The organism is Amycolatopsis methanolica 239, assembly GCF_000739085.1.
In the GTDB taxonomy this organism is placed as follows: Bacteria; Actinomycetota; Actinomycetes; order Mycobacteriales; family Pseudonocardiaceae; genus Amycolatopsis_E; species Amycolatopsis_E methanolica.
In genome coordinates, this window is the sequence record NZ_CP009110.1 from 7148696 (window position 1) to 7162097 (window position 13402).

General features: G+C 70.0%; 13 protein-coding genes. 6 read left to right on the forward strand and 7 right to left on the reverse strand.

Annotation, left to right across the window (positions count from 1 at the left end; genetic code table 11):
- Positions 1-11: 11 nt before the first annotated feature.
- On the forward strand, positions 12-1049 hold the full coding sequence (locus AMETH_RS35005) for a BUD32 family EKC/KEOPS complex subunit (RefSeq protein WP_017985868.1): 1038 nt from the start codon (positions 12-14) through the stop codon (positions 1047-1049).
- Positions 1050-1081: 32 nt separating this feature from the next.
- Positions 1082-2392: an MFS transporter gene (locus tag AMETH_RS35010; protein ID WP_017985869.1), complete on the forward strand. Its 1311-nt coding sequence runs from the start codon at positions 1082-1084 to the stop codon at positions 2390-2392.
- Here the strand turns inward: AMETH_RS35010 and AMETH_RS35015 are convergent.
- From AMETH_RS35015 to AMETH_RS39490, 5 genes are all read right to left on the reverse strand, one after another.
- On the reverse strand, positions 2389-4434 hold the full coding sequence (locus tag AMETH_RS35015; RefSeq protein WP_017985870.1) for a PhoX family protein: 2046 nt from the start codon (positions 4432-4434) through the stop codon (positions 2389-2391). The genes AMETH_RS35010 and AMETH_RS35015 overlap by 4 nt on opposite strands.
- Before the next feature lie 86 nt (positions 4435-4520).
- Positions 4521-5738 (reverse strand): MFS transporter, encoded by a 1218-nt coding sequence (locus AMETH_RS35020; RefSeq protein ID WP_017985871.1) that lies wholly within the window; start codon positions 5736-5738, stop codon positions 4521-4523.
- Positions 5735-6184 carry a MarR family winged helix-turn-helix transcriptional regulator gene (locus tag AMETH_RS35025; RefSeq protein ID WP_017985872.1) on the reverse strand — a complete coding sequence of 150 codons (450 nt, stop codon included), beginning with the start codon at positions 6182-6184 and terminating at the stop codon, positions 5735-5737. Before AMETH_RS35025 ends, AMETH_RS35020 begins: the two co-directional genes overlap by 4 nt.
- A gap of 46 nt (positions 6185-6230) precedes the next feature.
- On the reverse strand, positions 6231-6506 hold the full coding sequence (locus AMETH_RS39485) for a hypothetical protein (protein ID WP_026153642.1): 276 nt from the start codon (positions 6504-6506) through the stop codon (positions 6231-6233).
- Between the two features lie 258 nt (positions 6507-6764).
- The gene (locus AMETH_RS39490; protein ID WP_026153643.1) at positions 6765-7097 is read right to left on the reverse strand and encodes an MFS transporter; all 333 of its coding nucleotides are present in this window, start codon (positions 7095-7097) and stop codon (positions 6765-6767) included.
- Positions 7098-7223: 126 nt separating this feature from the next.
- On the opposite strand from AMETH_RS39490, the gene AMETH_RS35035 reads away from it, so the two are divergent.
- Both AMETH_RS35035 and AMETH_RS35040 read left to right on the forward strand, forming a co-directional pair.
- Positions 7224-7538 (forward strand): ArsR/SmtB family transcription factor, encoded by a 315-nt coding sequence (locus AMETH_RS35035; protein WP_017985873.1) that lies wholly within the window; start codon positions 7224-7226, stop codon positions 7536-7538.
- Positions 7539-7552: 14 nt separating this feature from the next.
- Positions 7553-8194, forward strand: coding sequence for an HAD family hydrolase (locus AMETH_RS35040; protein ID WP_017985874.1), 642 nt, complete (start codon positions 7553-7555; stop codon positions 8192-8194).
- Positions 8195-8229: 35 nt separating this feature from the next.
- Here the strand turns inward: AMETH_RS35040 and AMETH_RS35045 are convergent, their stop codons facing one another.
- Together AMETH_RS35045 and AMETH_RS35050 are read right to left on the reverse strand one after the other, a co-directional pair.
- Positions 8230-9321, reverse strand: a complete 1092-nt coding sequence (locus AMETH_RS35045; RefSeq protein WP_017985875.1) for an inositol-3-phosphate synthase — start codon at positions 9319-9321, stop codon at positions 8230-8232.
- 49 nt (positions 9322-9370) lie between these two features.
- A complete protein-coding gene (locus AMETH_RS35050; protein WP_017985876.1) occupies positions 9371-9934 on the reverse strand; it encodes a PadR family transcriptional regulator in 564 nt (187 codons plus the stop codon).
- Between the two features lie 233 nt (positions 9935-10167).
- Here AMETH_RS35050 and AMETH_RS35055 point away from each other — a divergent pair, with 233 nt between their 5' ends.
- Both AMETH_RS35055 and AMETH_RS35060 read left to right on the forward strand, forming a co-directional pair.
- Complete coding sequence (locus AMETH_RS35055) at positions 10168-10566, forward strand: DUF5318 family protein (RefSeq protein WP_017985877.1); 399 nt, start codon at positions 10168-10170, stop codon at positions 10564-10566.
- Positions 10567-10990: 424 nt separating this feature from the next.
- Complete coding sequence (locus AMETH_RS35060; protein ID WP_017985879.1) at positions 10991-13387, forward strand: transglycosylase domain-containing protein; 2397 nt, start codon at positions 10991-10993, stop codon at positions 13385-13387.
- Positions 13388-13402 lie beyond the last annotated feature (15 nt).

The window sequence follows — 13402 nt, forward strand, 5'->3', positions numbered from 1 at the left end:
CCCTACGTTAGGTGGTTGATCCCGGCCCGCTGGAGGAGATCCCGTTGCCGCAGTCCCTCCCCGCCCGGCGGGCGCGCCACGCGCGGGTCTCCGCCGCGTTGACGCAGCTCAGCGAGCTACGGCTGAAGGCGTTGCTGGAGTCCGCCCAGCCGCTCGGCGCGGGCATCGGCGGCACCACCTGGCTCGCCGACCTCGGCGGGGCGCCGGTCTTCGTGAAGCGGGTGCCGGTCACCGGGGTCGAGCTGGCGCGCCCGCGCTCGACCGCCGACCACTTCGGCCTGCCGGTCTGGTCGCACTACGGGGTCGGCTCGGCGGGCGGCGGCGCCTGGCGCGAACTGGCCGCGCACGTGCTGACCAGCGACGACGTGCTCGCCGGCGGCAGCGAGAACTTCCTGCTGCTGCACCACTGGCGCGTCCTCGACGCCAGGCCGCGGCCGGTGCCGACCGCGGCCGAGCGGGCGGAGCAGGTCGCGTTCTGGCATGGCCACCCGGGCGTGCGGCGGAGGCTGGAGGCGCTCGCCACGGCGCCGGCCGACCTGGTGTTGTTCCTCGAACACGTGCCGCACGACCTGCATCGCTGGATGCACGCGGGCGCGTGCGGGATGGCCGAGCGCGACCTGTCGGCCATCGCCGAGTCGCTGAGCCGGCTCGGGTTGTGGCACTTCGACGCGCACTTCGGCAACACCCTCACCGACGGCGAACGGCTATACCTCACCGACTTCGGGCTGGCGTCCGCGTCCCGGTTCGACCTCACCGCCGCCGAGCGCCGGTTCCTCGTCGACCACGCGACACACGACCGGAGCTACGTGCTCACCCACCTGGTCAACTGGATCGTGTGCGAACTCGGCGGCATCGCCGAAGTCCCGTTGCGCAACACGGCCATCCGCACCGGCGACCTCCCCGCACTGCCGCCCGCGGCCGCGGAGGTCGTCCGGCGGCACGCACCGGTCGCCGCGCTCGTCAACGACTTCTACTTCCGCCTGCACACGGCGAGCCGGATGACGCCGTACCCGCGCAACGAGATCGAACTTGTTCTGGGCAGATCTTGACGAACCACTCGAACGTGGCATGCAATGCGGGGATGTCGACGAGGACGATCGCCGAGGGTGACCGCGTGCTGGGCAAGGTCGCGCTGCGGATCATGCCCTTCCTTGCCCTGCTGTACTTCGTGAACTACCTGGACCGCGTCAACATCGGCTTCGCTGGGCCGAACGGGATGAACGCCGAACTCGGCATGTCCGCGACCGCGTTCGGGTTCGCCTCCGGCATCTTCTTCCTCGGCTACCTGACGCTCGAGGTGCCCAGCAACCTCGCGCTGCACCGGTTCGGCGCGCGCCGGTGGCTCGCCCGGATCATGATCACCTGGGGGATCATCGCGACGGTGCTGGCGTTCGTGCCCAACCCCACGACGCTGGTGATCATGCGGTTCCTGCTCGGCGTCGCCGAGGCGGGCTTCTTCCCCGGCATCATCCTGTACCTGACGTACTGGTTCCCGGCGGCGCAGCGGGCCAAGGCCGTCGCCCTGTTCATGGCGGCCGTGCCGGTGTCGTCGGCGATCGGGGCGACCGTGTCCAGCCTGCTGATCGCGCACGGGCACGGCGTGTTCGGGCTGTCCGGATGGCGGTTCATGTTCCTCGTCGAGGGCATCCCGGCGATCCTGCTCGCGTTCGCGACCTGGTTCTACCTGACCGACCGCCCCGAGCAGGCGAAGTGGCTCACCGAGGACGAGCGCCGCTGGCTGACAACCGAACTGGACAACGAGCGCAAGGCGACCGAGGCCGAGCACCACTGGCCGCTGCGCAAGGCGCTGACCCACCCGCGCATCCTCGGCCTGGCGTTCGTGTACTTCGCGATCGCCTACGGCCTGTACGCGCTCGGGTTCTTCCTGCCGACGATCATCGCCGGGTTCGGGCAGGAGTTCGGCACGAAGCTGTCCACCGTGCAGGCCGGGCTGGTCACGGCGACCCCGTACGTCATCGCCGCGGTGGTGATGCTCTTCTGGGCGCGGCACGGCGACCGCACGCGCGAGCGGAAGTGGCACGTCGCGCTGCCGATGATCGTCGGCGGCGTGGCGATCCCGGTGGCGCTCTACCTGGGCAACCCATACGCGGCGATGGTCGCGGTGACGGTCTGCGCCGTGGGGGTGTGCGCGGCGCTGCCGACGTTCTGGGCGTTGCCCTCGACGTTCCTCTCCGGCGCGGCGGCCGCCGGCGGCATCGCGCTGATCAACTCGCTGGGCAACATCTCCGGCTTCGCCGCGCCGTACGTGACGGGCTGGCTGAAGGACGTGACGGGAACCCAGCGCACCGGGCTGTGGGTCGTCGGCGCCTGCATGGTGGCAGGCGCCTGCGTCGCCCTCGCGCTGGGTGCCCGTCCCCGGTCCAGGCGTTAGCGCTTGCGCCACACCGAGACGACGGCGGGGCGGGGCAGGTTCGTCCCGCCGTCCGGCCAGTGCGACTGCGGGTTGCTCACCGTGCCGCCCTCACCGGGGTGCTGCACCGCGACCGTGACGAAGTCGCTCGTCACGTTGGGACCACAGGTCTCCGCGCCGATCGGCACCGTGAGGAACTGCTTGACCTGGCCGCGGTTCGGGCCGTCGACCGGCACCGCGAACAGGCCGTCGTTCATGCCCAGCGCGTTGCCGTCGGTGGAGATCCACAGGTTGCCGTACGGGTCGAACGCCACGTTGTCCGGGCAGGAGATCGGGCTGACCTGGTCCTTCGGGAAACCGCCGAAGTAGGTGTCGGCCGTGGCCGGGTCACCGCAGACCAGCAGCAGACGCCAGGAGAACTTCGTCGAGGCCGCGTCGTCGCGGTCCTCCTCCCACTCCAGCACGTGGCCGTTCTTGTTGCCGATGCGCGGGTTCGCCTCGTCGGCGCCGGCCTTGCCCGCCGCGCCGCGGTCGCTGTTGTTGGTCAGCGCGGCGTAGATGCGGCCGTTGACCGGGTTCGGCTCGATGTCCTCGGGACGGTCCATCTTGGTCGCGCCCGCCTTGTCCGCGGCCTGGCGCGTGAAGACGTAGACCTCCTCGGCGGTGAAGCCGTCCACGAAGGACTTGTCGCCGCTGGCCAGCGGGATCCACTCGCCGCGGCCGTCGAACTCGCCGTCGGACGGGAGCTTGCCGGTGCCGTCGATCTGGCTCGCCGGGCTGTCGCCGGTGAACTTGCCGACGTACAGGGTGCCCTCGTCGAGCAGCGCCGAGTTGTGGCGGCGGGCGTGGGCGCTGGTGCCCGGCTTGTACTTGCCCTTCGACACGAACTTGTAGATGTACTCGAAGCGCTCGTCGTCACCGGAGTAGACGGCGACCCGGCCGTCCTTGGTGATCTTGACGTTGGCGGCCTCGTGCTTGAAGCGGCCCAGCGCGGTGTGCTTGATCGGCGTCGAGTCCGGGTCGTTGGGGTCGATCTCGACGACCCAGCCGAACCGGTTGACCTCGTTGGGCTCCTGCGGCACGTCCCAGCGCTTGTCGAAGCGCTCCCACTTGCGGGTCGTGGTCCCCTTGCCGATGCCGTAGCGGGTCAGCCGCGCCTGCTGCACCGGGTCGGTGATCTTGTCCGAGTTGGCGAAGTACTGGTGGAAGTTCTCCTCGCCGGACAGGACCGTGCCCCACGGCGTCACGCCGCCGGCGCAGTTGTTCTGGGTGCCGCGCACCTTGGTGCCGGTCGGGTCGGCGGAGGTCTTCAGGTACTTCGAGCCCGCGGCCGGGCCGCGCACCTCGAAGGTGGTGTCCAGCGTGATGCGCCGCCCGTAGCGGCTCGGCACGACCTCGAGGCCGCCGTCGCGCTGCTTCTCCACGAGCACGACGGACAGGCCGTGCGCGGCCCAGCCGATCTTGACCTGCTCCTCGGTCGGGTTCGCCGGGTCGTACTGGCCCGCCGGGAACATCTGCGTCTCGGTCGTGTACTCGTGGTTCACGACCATCAGGAAGCGCTTGCCCTGCCGGTCCTGCGGGATGAGCCCGACGAAGTCGTTGTTGTAGCCGAACTGCTTCGCCTGCGCGGCCGCGGTCTGCTTGGCGATGTCGAACTCCGGCGCGCCGGTGACGACCGGGTCGCCCCAGCGGATCACGACGTTCTGCTCCCAGCCGTCCGGGATGACGACCGCGTCGGCCTTGTTCGGCGCGACCGGGGTGAAGTCCGTTCCGGGCACGGGGCGGCCGGGACGCTTGCCCGCCAGCGCGGGCGGGACCGCGGCGGAGGCGGTGGCGCCGGCGTTCAGGGCGGCGAACCCGCCGGCCGCGGCGGCCATGACCGCGCCGGCCTTGAACACGCCGCGGCGCGACATGCCCTTGACGACGTCACCGAAGTACTCGTTCGACGACTCGTTGGGCGCTTCGTGAGCGCACTGGTTGCCACAACGGTAGATGCACGTGGTGGCGGACCGGCCGCTCGCGTGGGTAAGGAGGGGCAGCAGCCGCCCGGGGGTGAAGGACACCTGGTCTCCAGTCACTCAGTCAGGGGAAACGCTGGTGACGTTAAGCGACAGAGGCCAGGTGTCCTCAAACTACAGGTGAACGGCAGTCAAAGCTCTTCCCCGACGAGAGCTGCCTCACGCGGCACGCGGTGCGGGTCCGCGCTGTTCGTCCGGACGGCGAGAAGCCCGCCGGCCAGCACGCAGAGGATCGCGGCGATGACGAATGGGGCGTGCTCCGACCCGAGCCATTCGGCGACGTGCCCGACGAGGGTTGCGGCCACGGCGCCGCCGAGCCACCGGCAGAAGTTGTAGCCCGCGCTGGCGACCGGGCGGGGCGCGCCGCTGATCGACATCGCGGTGCCGGTGAACAGGGTGTTCAGCAGGCCGGACACCAGCCCGGAGACGATCACGCCGACCACGATCACCGGCTTGCTCGGCACCACGAGCACCACCATCAGCACCGCGTAGCCGAGCACGGACACCACGGTCGCGTGGCGCTCACCGAGCCGGGCCGCCAGTTTCGGCGCGAGCACCACCCCGGCGACCGCGACGCACAGGCCCCAGCCGCAGAAGATCAGGCCGACCGCGACGGCGCTCCAGTCCAGCACGAACGGCGTCCACGCCAGGACGGTGAAGAACGCGGCGGTGTAGAACGCCGAGCCGATCGAGGTGCGCAGCAGCCCGGCGTGCTTCAGCGCGCGCAGCGGGTCGAGCAGCCGGATCGGGGTCCGCTTCTCGTGTTTGTCGCTCGCCAGGAAGGTCGAGCACAGCACTAGCGCCGCGGCCATCAGCACGGCGGTGCCGACGAACGGGCCGCGCCAGGAGATGCTGCCGAGCAGGGCGCCGAGCAGCGGCCCGACCGCGAGACCGACGCCGAGCGCGGCCTCGTAGAGCAGGATCGCGCCGGCCTGTCCGCCGGTCGCGGCGCCGACGATCACGGACAACGCGGTGGCGATGAAGAACGCGTTGCCGAGACCCCACACCGCGCGCAGGGCGACGAGCTGTTCGATCGACCCGGCCGCGGCGCACAGCGCGGTCGCGGCCACGATCAGCGCCAGTCCGGCGAGGACCGTCCGCTTCGGACCGAACCTCGCGCTCGCCGCGCCGGTGACCAGCATCGCGATCACCTGGACGCCGAGGTAGGACGAGAACAGCAGGGTCACCTGCGACGGCGTGGCGTGCAGCCCCTCGGCGATGGACAGCAGGATCGGATCCACCAGGCCGATCCCCATGAACGCGATGACCGCGGCGAACGCCGTGATCCACACCTGCTTCGGCTGGTTCTTCAGCGCGTCCAGCAGGCTCCCGTGACTGTTACTGCTCATGCGAGCAGTTCCTCCTTCTTGACCGGATCGATGAGCCTCCGCAAGGCCGGCAGCGCCGCGTCGATCGCGTCGCGGTCGGCCGGATCCAGGGCGGCGAGGCGCTCGCGCAGGAACTCCTCGCGGGCCGTGATCAGGTCGGTCACGTACCGCGTGCCCGACTCGGTCGCCGCGATGAGCACCGCGCGCCGATCGGCCGGATCGGGGCGCCTGCTCACCAGACCGAGCCGCTCCAGCCGGCGGACCAGGTCCGTCATCGACGGCTGCCGCACGCCTTCCAGCTCGGCGAGGACGCTCATGCGCCGCGGGCCGCCGTGGACCAGCTCGCTGAGCACCGATCCCTGGGTCAGGGTGAGCTGGTGCTGCGGGGTCAGCCGCCGGACCACGTAGTAGAGGCGGAAGACCAGCGGGCGCAGCTCGTGCGCGAGCTCTGCTACTCCTGGATTCACTTAGCTATCCTAAGCTTTATTGCTTAGGTTGTCTAAGTTGTTCGGCTCACAGCGACTTCGTCAGCCACAGTCCGGTCAGCGCGAAGCCAGCCAGCGTGACCGCCCCGGCCACCACGAACGCGCTGCCGAGGCCGACCCCGGTCTGGACGACCGCGCCCAGCACCGCCTGGATCGCGGCCCCGGTCAGCGGCGACATCGCCAGCGCGAACCCCACGCCGACCACCGCGAGCCGCCACCACACGTTGCCGTAGCCGGTGTTCGCGTCCACGAACCCCAGCACCAGCAGGCCCACTCCGGCCAGCACCAGGCCGCTGGTGACCACGACCCGGACCGTGCCGCGCCGCCAGCCTGCCCGCGAACGGGCTCACCACCACCATGCCGAACGACGCGGGCAGCGTCCGCAACCTGGCGACCAGGATCGAGCTGCCCTGGACCTGCACGAAGAACTGCGAAAGGAAGAACGACGAGCCCATCAACGCGAAACCCACCACGACCATCGCCGTGTTCGACACCGTGAACAACCGCTCCCGGAACAGCCGCAACGGCAGCATCGGCCCACAGCCCGATCGCCCTGACCCGCTCAGCCGGAACCGGGTACGCGGCGCTGAGCAGGGCCAGCGCGGCGGGGCTCAGCGCCGCCGCGCCGATGCCCTGCACCACCCGCCCGGCGATCAGCCATCCGATCGACGGCGCGACGGCGCACACCACGGACGGCCGTGAACACCGCCACCCCGGCGAGGAACACGCGTTTGCGGCCGAACCGGTCGGCGAAGACGCCGCCGGACAGCAACACCATGGCGACCAGCAGCACGTAGGCGTCGACGATCCACTGCAGCCCGCTGATCCCGACGTGCAGCCGCTCCCGCATGTCGGGCAGCGCCGCGCCGACGATGGTGCTGTCGAGCAGCACCATGAACTGGCCGAGGCAGGTCAGCGTGAGCAGCGCCGCCCGGCTCCCGGGCGCGTTCCGATCTTCGTCATGGGACCGGACAATAGTTCGACAATCCCGAAGTGTCGAACTGTTTGCTACGCTCGCCCCATGCGATCGCTACCCCACCCCGCACGCGAGTCGCTGACACTCGCGCCGGTCCTGCACGCGCTCGGCGACCCGGTGCGGCTGGAGCTGGTGCGGCGCGCCTCCGGCAGCCCGGGATCGACCTGCGCCGTGCTGGCCGACGGCCTGGACGTGCCGATGTCCACCCTGACCAACCACTGGCGGATCCTGCGGGAGGCGGGGGTGATCACCATGACCGTGGACGGCAGGCACAGGCGGATCCAGGTCCGCCGCGACGACCTGGACGAACGCTTCCCCGGCCTGCTCGACCCGATCCTGCGCCTCGCGGCGGACGAGTAGGTACGGTCACGAGCATGGACGCGGTGGTTTTCGACCTCGACGGGGTGCTCGTGGACTCCGAGCAGACCTGGGACGAGGTCCGCCGGGCGGTGGTCGCCGACCACGGCGGCAGCTGGACGGCCACGGCGACCAGGGCGATGCAGGGGATGAGCACCCCGGAATGGGCGCGCTACCTCGTCGAACACCTCGGCGCGCGGCTCACGCCGGACCGGATCGCCCAGGTCGTGATCGACCAGATGGCCCAGCGCTACGCGGGCGGGCCACCCGTGCTGCCCGGCGCTGCGGCGGCCGTGCGCGCGGTCGGCGAGCGGTACCCGGTGGCGATCGCCAGCTCGTCGCCGCCGGTGCTGATCCAAGCGTTCCTGGAGGCCACCGGCCTGACCGGGCTCGTGGCGGCGGCGCTGTCCAGCGAGCAGGTCGCCGCGGGCAAGCCGGCGCCGGACGTGTACCTCGAAGCCGCGCGCAGGCTGGGCAAGGACCCCGCGCGGTGCGCCGCGGTCGAGGACACCACCAACGGGCTCAAGGCGGCGCTGGCCGCGGGCATGACCGTCTACGCCGTGCCCAACCCGCACTTCCCGCCGGATCCGGCGGTGCTGGCGCAGGTCCACCGCGTGCTGGACACCGTCGCGGACCTGCCGGCCGCGCTCCGGGGATGAAAAAAGGGCCCGGTCCAGGACCGGGCCCTCGGCACTCAGCGCTCGATGTCGCCGGTGATGAACTTCTCCACCGCGTCCCGCGCGGTCGAGTCGTCGTACTGCTCCGGCGGCGACTTCATGAAGTAGGACGAGGCGGACAGCAGCGGGCCGCCGACGCCGCGGTCGAGGGCGATCTTCGCGGCGCGCACCGCGTCGATGATGATGCCCGCCGAGTTCGGCGAGTCCCACACCTCGAGCTTGTACTCCAGGTTCAGCGGCACGTCACCGAAGGCGCGGCCCTCCAGGCGGACGTAGGCCCACTTGCGGTCTTCCAGCCACTGCACGTAGTCCGACGGGCCGACGTGGACGTTGGCCTTGCCGAGGTCGCGGTCGATCTGCGAGGTGACGGCCTGGGTCTTGGAGACCTTCTTGGACTCCAGCCGCTCCAGTTCCTTCATGTTCTTGAAGTCCATGTTGCCGCCCACGTTCAGCTGCATGGTGCGGTCGAGCTGGACCCCGCGGTCCTCGAACAGCTTCGCCAGCACGCGGTGCGTGATGGTGGCGCCGACCTGGGACTTGATGTCGTCACCGACGATCGGGACACCCGCGTCGGTGAACTTCTGCGCCCACTCCGGGTTCGAGGCGATGAACACCGGGATCGCGTTGACGAAGGCCACCCCGGCGTCGATGGCGCACTGGGCGTAGAACTTCTGGGCCTCCTCCGACCCGACCGGCAGGTACGAGACCAGCACGTCGGCCTGAGCCTCGCGCAGCGCGGCGACGACGTCGACCGGCTCCTCGTCGGACTCCTCGATGGTCTCCTGGTAGAAGCGGCCGAGACCGTCCATCGTGGGGCCGCGCAGGACCGGCACACCGAGCGGCGGCACGTCGGTGATCTTGATCGTGTTGTTCTCGCTGGCGAGGATCGCGGACGACAGGTCCTGGCCGACCTTCTTGGCGTCGACGTCGAACGCGGCCACGAACTCCACGTCACCGACGTGGTACTGGCCGAACCGCACGTGCATCAGGCCGGGCACCCGCGAGGCCGGATCGGCGTCGCGGTAGTAGTGCACCCCCTGCACCAGCGACGCCGCACAGTTTCCGACGCCAACGATGGCCACCCGTACGCGGCCGCTGTTGTCGCCCATGCCGGTTTCTCCTTCGTTCAGTGATGTCTTGCCGATTTCGGATGCGGTCTCAGCTCTGAAGCCCGCGGTTCTGCTCGTCCTGCTCGTGCGCGATCAGTTCGTTCAGCCAGCGCACCTCGCGCTCGCTACTCTCCAGCCCCAGGCGGTGCAGCTCACGCGTGTACCGGTCGATCTTCTCCTCGGCCCGGGCGAGCGCCGCCCGGAGTCCTTCACGGCGTTCCTCGACCCGGCGGCGCCTGCCCTCCAGGATCCGCATCCTGACATCGGCCGGTGTCCGGGAGAAGAAGGCCAGGTGGACCCCGAACCCTTCGTCCTCCCAGGTCTGCGGCCCGGCGTCGACGAGCAGCTTCGCGAAGTGCTCCTTACCCTCCGCTGTGAGCTTGTACACCGTCCGAGCCCGCCGGCCCCAGCCCTTGACGGGCTCTCCGGCTCCCCCGACGTCACTGTCGGCCTCTTCGATGAACCCCGCCCGCTGCAACCGGCGCAAGGTCGGGTACAGCGAGCCGTACGAGAAGGTGCGGAACATGCCGAGCGTGTCGTGCAGGCGTTTGCGCAGCACGTAGCCGTGCATCGGTGCCTCGTGCAGCAGCCCCAGGATGGCGAACTCCAGCACGGTGCACCCCCTTTCGAGGATTTCCACGACACTCCAGCAACCTAACGCCGAATTATATCGGGCCGATACATCGAAGTGGTGTAGCCAACACCAATGATCACCCAATGCGGCCTGAACCGCAGCCGTGATGTTCACCAGAGCGTTATGGAAGGGTCGGCGTGTCGCGCACGCGGTCCAGACCGTTAGTCCGCACAGCTCATGGCGGACACACGGCGGCCACGTACTCTGTCACCGTGCAGAACCAGCGACAGGTGGTGGACTACGCCCTGCAGCGCCGCGCGCTGCTGGCCGGCGTCCGCTCCGGTCGTGTCGGCACGCGCGACGTCTGCGACGCCGATCCGTACCTGCTCAGAGCTGCCCGGTTCCACGGCGAACCGAGCGAGGCCCCCTGCCCGCTGTGCGGGAAGGACGGCCTGACGAACGTGTCCTGGGTGTTCGGGGAACAGCTCAAGCACGTCTCCGGCTCGGCCAGGACACCGACGGAACTGACCCGCCTGGCCAACCTGGTCGGGGAGTTCAACGTCCATGTGGTGGAGGTGTGCCGGACGTGCCGCTGGAACCACCTGGTGCGTTCGTACGTCTCGGGCAACGGAACCCCGCACGGCCCGTCCCGGAGGACGGCCGGGCAGTGAGGGGACGTAGCGCAGCGCTGGCACTCGATCACAGAACGGCGCCCGGTGTACCGCCGGTCTGGGAGGCTCACTCGTGAACGACCACCGCAATCGCTCCTGGCCTGGTCAGGAGCCCGATGAACCCCGTCGTGCCCAGTGGCCGCGCGAGGGCGGCGGCCCGGCCTGGCCGAGCGGTGACGAACCACCGCGGCGTCCCGCGCCTCCCCAGCGCCCGCAGGCCCGTGGCCCGCAGGGGCCGCAGTGGCCCGGCGAGGGCGGTGGCCCCGGCTGGCCGGGCGGCCAGGACCCGGACGCCCCGCGTGGCGCACGCCGCGTCCCGCCCGCGGGCAACCGGATGCCTCCGCCGCCGCCGCGCCGCCCCGGCCCGCCGCCCCCGAACGGCGGACCGCAGAACGGTGGACCCCAGAACCCGGCCGACCGGCCGATGCGCGGCCGCTACCGCCCGCCCGCGGGCCCGGCCGCCGCGGCCGCGGGCGCCGGTGCCGCCGCGGGTTCCGCCGGCCGCCGTCCCGGCATGGGCGACTCCGAGCCCGGCCTGCTCACCCACGCGGAGCTGCGCTCCGGCGGGTACCACGACGACTACGACGACTACGTCGACGAGCCCGTGACCGACTCCGATCCCGAGGACGACGCGCCCGAGGAGACCGGGAAGGGGAAGAAGGGCAAGGCGGCCCTGACGCCGAAGCAACGCAAGAAGCGGCGCTGGAAGATCATCCGGCGCAGCCTGTACGCCTTCTTCGGCGTGTTCGTGGTGCTGCCCGCGATCGCGTTCACGATCGCCTACTTCCTGGTCGACGTGCCGACGCCGGAGGAGGTCCTGGCCCAGCAGGACCAGGTGGTGACCTACTACTACAGCGACGGCTCGGTGATGGGCAAGGAGATCCCGGACAGCGGGAACCGCCAGATCCTCAAGCCGGGGCAGATCCCGGACACCGTCAAGCACGCCGTGTACGCCGCCGAGGACGCGACGTTCGAGACCAACAACGGGTTCGACGTGATGGGCATCCTCGGCGCAGTCTACAACAACCTGACCGGCGGCTCCGGCGGTGGTTCGACCATCTCCCAGCAGTACATCAAGAAGGCCACCGAGAACGAGGCGCCCACGCTCACCCGCAAGGCGACCGAGCTGGTCAAGTCGTTCAAGATGAACCAGACGCAGTCCAAAGAGGACATCATCACGGCCTACCTGAACATCGTCTACTTCGGACGTGGCGCGTACGGCATCGAGGCGGCCGCGCACGCGTACTTCAACAAGACGTCGGCGGAGCTGACCCAGTCCGAGGCGGCGCTGCTGGCCGGCATGATCCAGGGCCCTGGCAAGTCGGAGAACGCCGAGTACACCACGTGGCGCTGGAACTACGTGATGGACCAGATGCTCAAGTACAAGTGGATCACGGAGGCCGACCGCCAGTCCGCCCAGTACCCGACGCCGTTGCCGAAGGACCAGACCAAGCCGCAGGCGATCACCGGGCCGAACGCGTTCGTCCAGGGCCAGGTGGAGGCCGAACTCGAAGCGGCGGGTTACTCCAAGGAGAAGATCCAGGCCAACGGCTACAACGTCTACACGACGATCGACCCGAACGCGCAGCGGCTGGCCGAGAAGGCCGTCAACGACGTGATGCAGGGGCAGCCGGACGCCCTCAAGGAGGCGCTGGTCGCGGTCGATCCGAAGACCAGGGGCGTGATCGCCTACTACGGCGGGCCGAACAACAAGGCCGACCAGCGCGACTGGGCCAACACCAAGCGCAACCCCGGGTCGTCGTTCAAGACGTTCGACCTCGTCGCGTTCCTGAAGATGGGCAAGGGGCTCGGCGAGACGTTCGACGGCAGCACCCACCGCCAGTTCGGCGTGCTGCCCAACGGGCAGCCGCGCTACATCAACAACGCCGGCGCGTCCAACAGCTGCTCGAAGGAGTGCACGGTCGCCGAGGCCACCATGCGCTCGACCAACACCGTGTTCTTCGACATGGTGGCCAACGTGACCGGGCCGCAGGCGGTGGCCGACGCGGCCCAGGAGGCCGGGGTCACCTCGCTGAAGGCCGTGGACAACAACATCTCGCTCGGTGGTGGTACGACCGAGGTCACGCCGCTGGACATGGCGTCCGGCTACGCGACGATCGCCGACAACGGCACCTACCTGGACCGGCACTTCGTGCAGAAGGTGACCACGCCGGGCGGCGACATCGTGTACCAGCCGTCGAGCAACCCGAAGCCGGCGTTCGCCGACGGTGACGCGAGCAAGAGCAAGCAGATCGCGGGCAACGTGACCAATGCGCTCAAGCCGGTCATCGAGTTCTCGAAGCTGAGCTGCCCGAGCGGCCACGAGTGCGCCGGCAAGACCGGTACCCAGCAGTACGACGCCAGCGGCGCCAACGCCAGCGGCACCTCGAAGGACAACTCGCAGGTGTGGATGGTCGGGTACACGCCGTCGGTCTCCGCGGCCGCCTGGGTCGGCACCGGCAGCAACCAACCGCTGCACGACAAGAACGGCGACCCGATCTCGTCGACCGGGCTGCCCGCCAAGATCTGGCAGCAGTTCATGAACGACTACCTCAAGGGCAAGCCCAGCGAGAAGTTCCCCACGGTGTCGCCGATCGGCAAGAACGCGACCGCCAGCGACGACGCCTCGTCCTCGACAAAACCGGCGACCAGCAGGCCGAGCACGACGAACTCCAGCACGCCGGAGTCGCCCCCGCCGTCGACACCGCCGAGCACCCCGGAGTCGACCGACACGACATCGAGCCGCCGGAACACGCCGACCTTCACGTTCCCCGGCGGCGGCAACGACTTCGGGCCGACGAACACCCGCGACAACGGCTGATCCCCGGCTCACGCC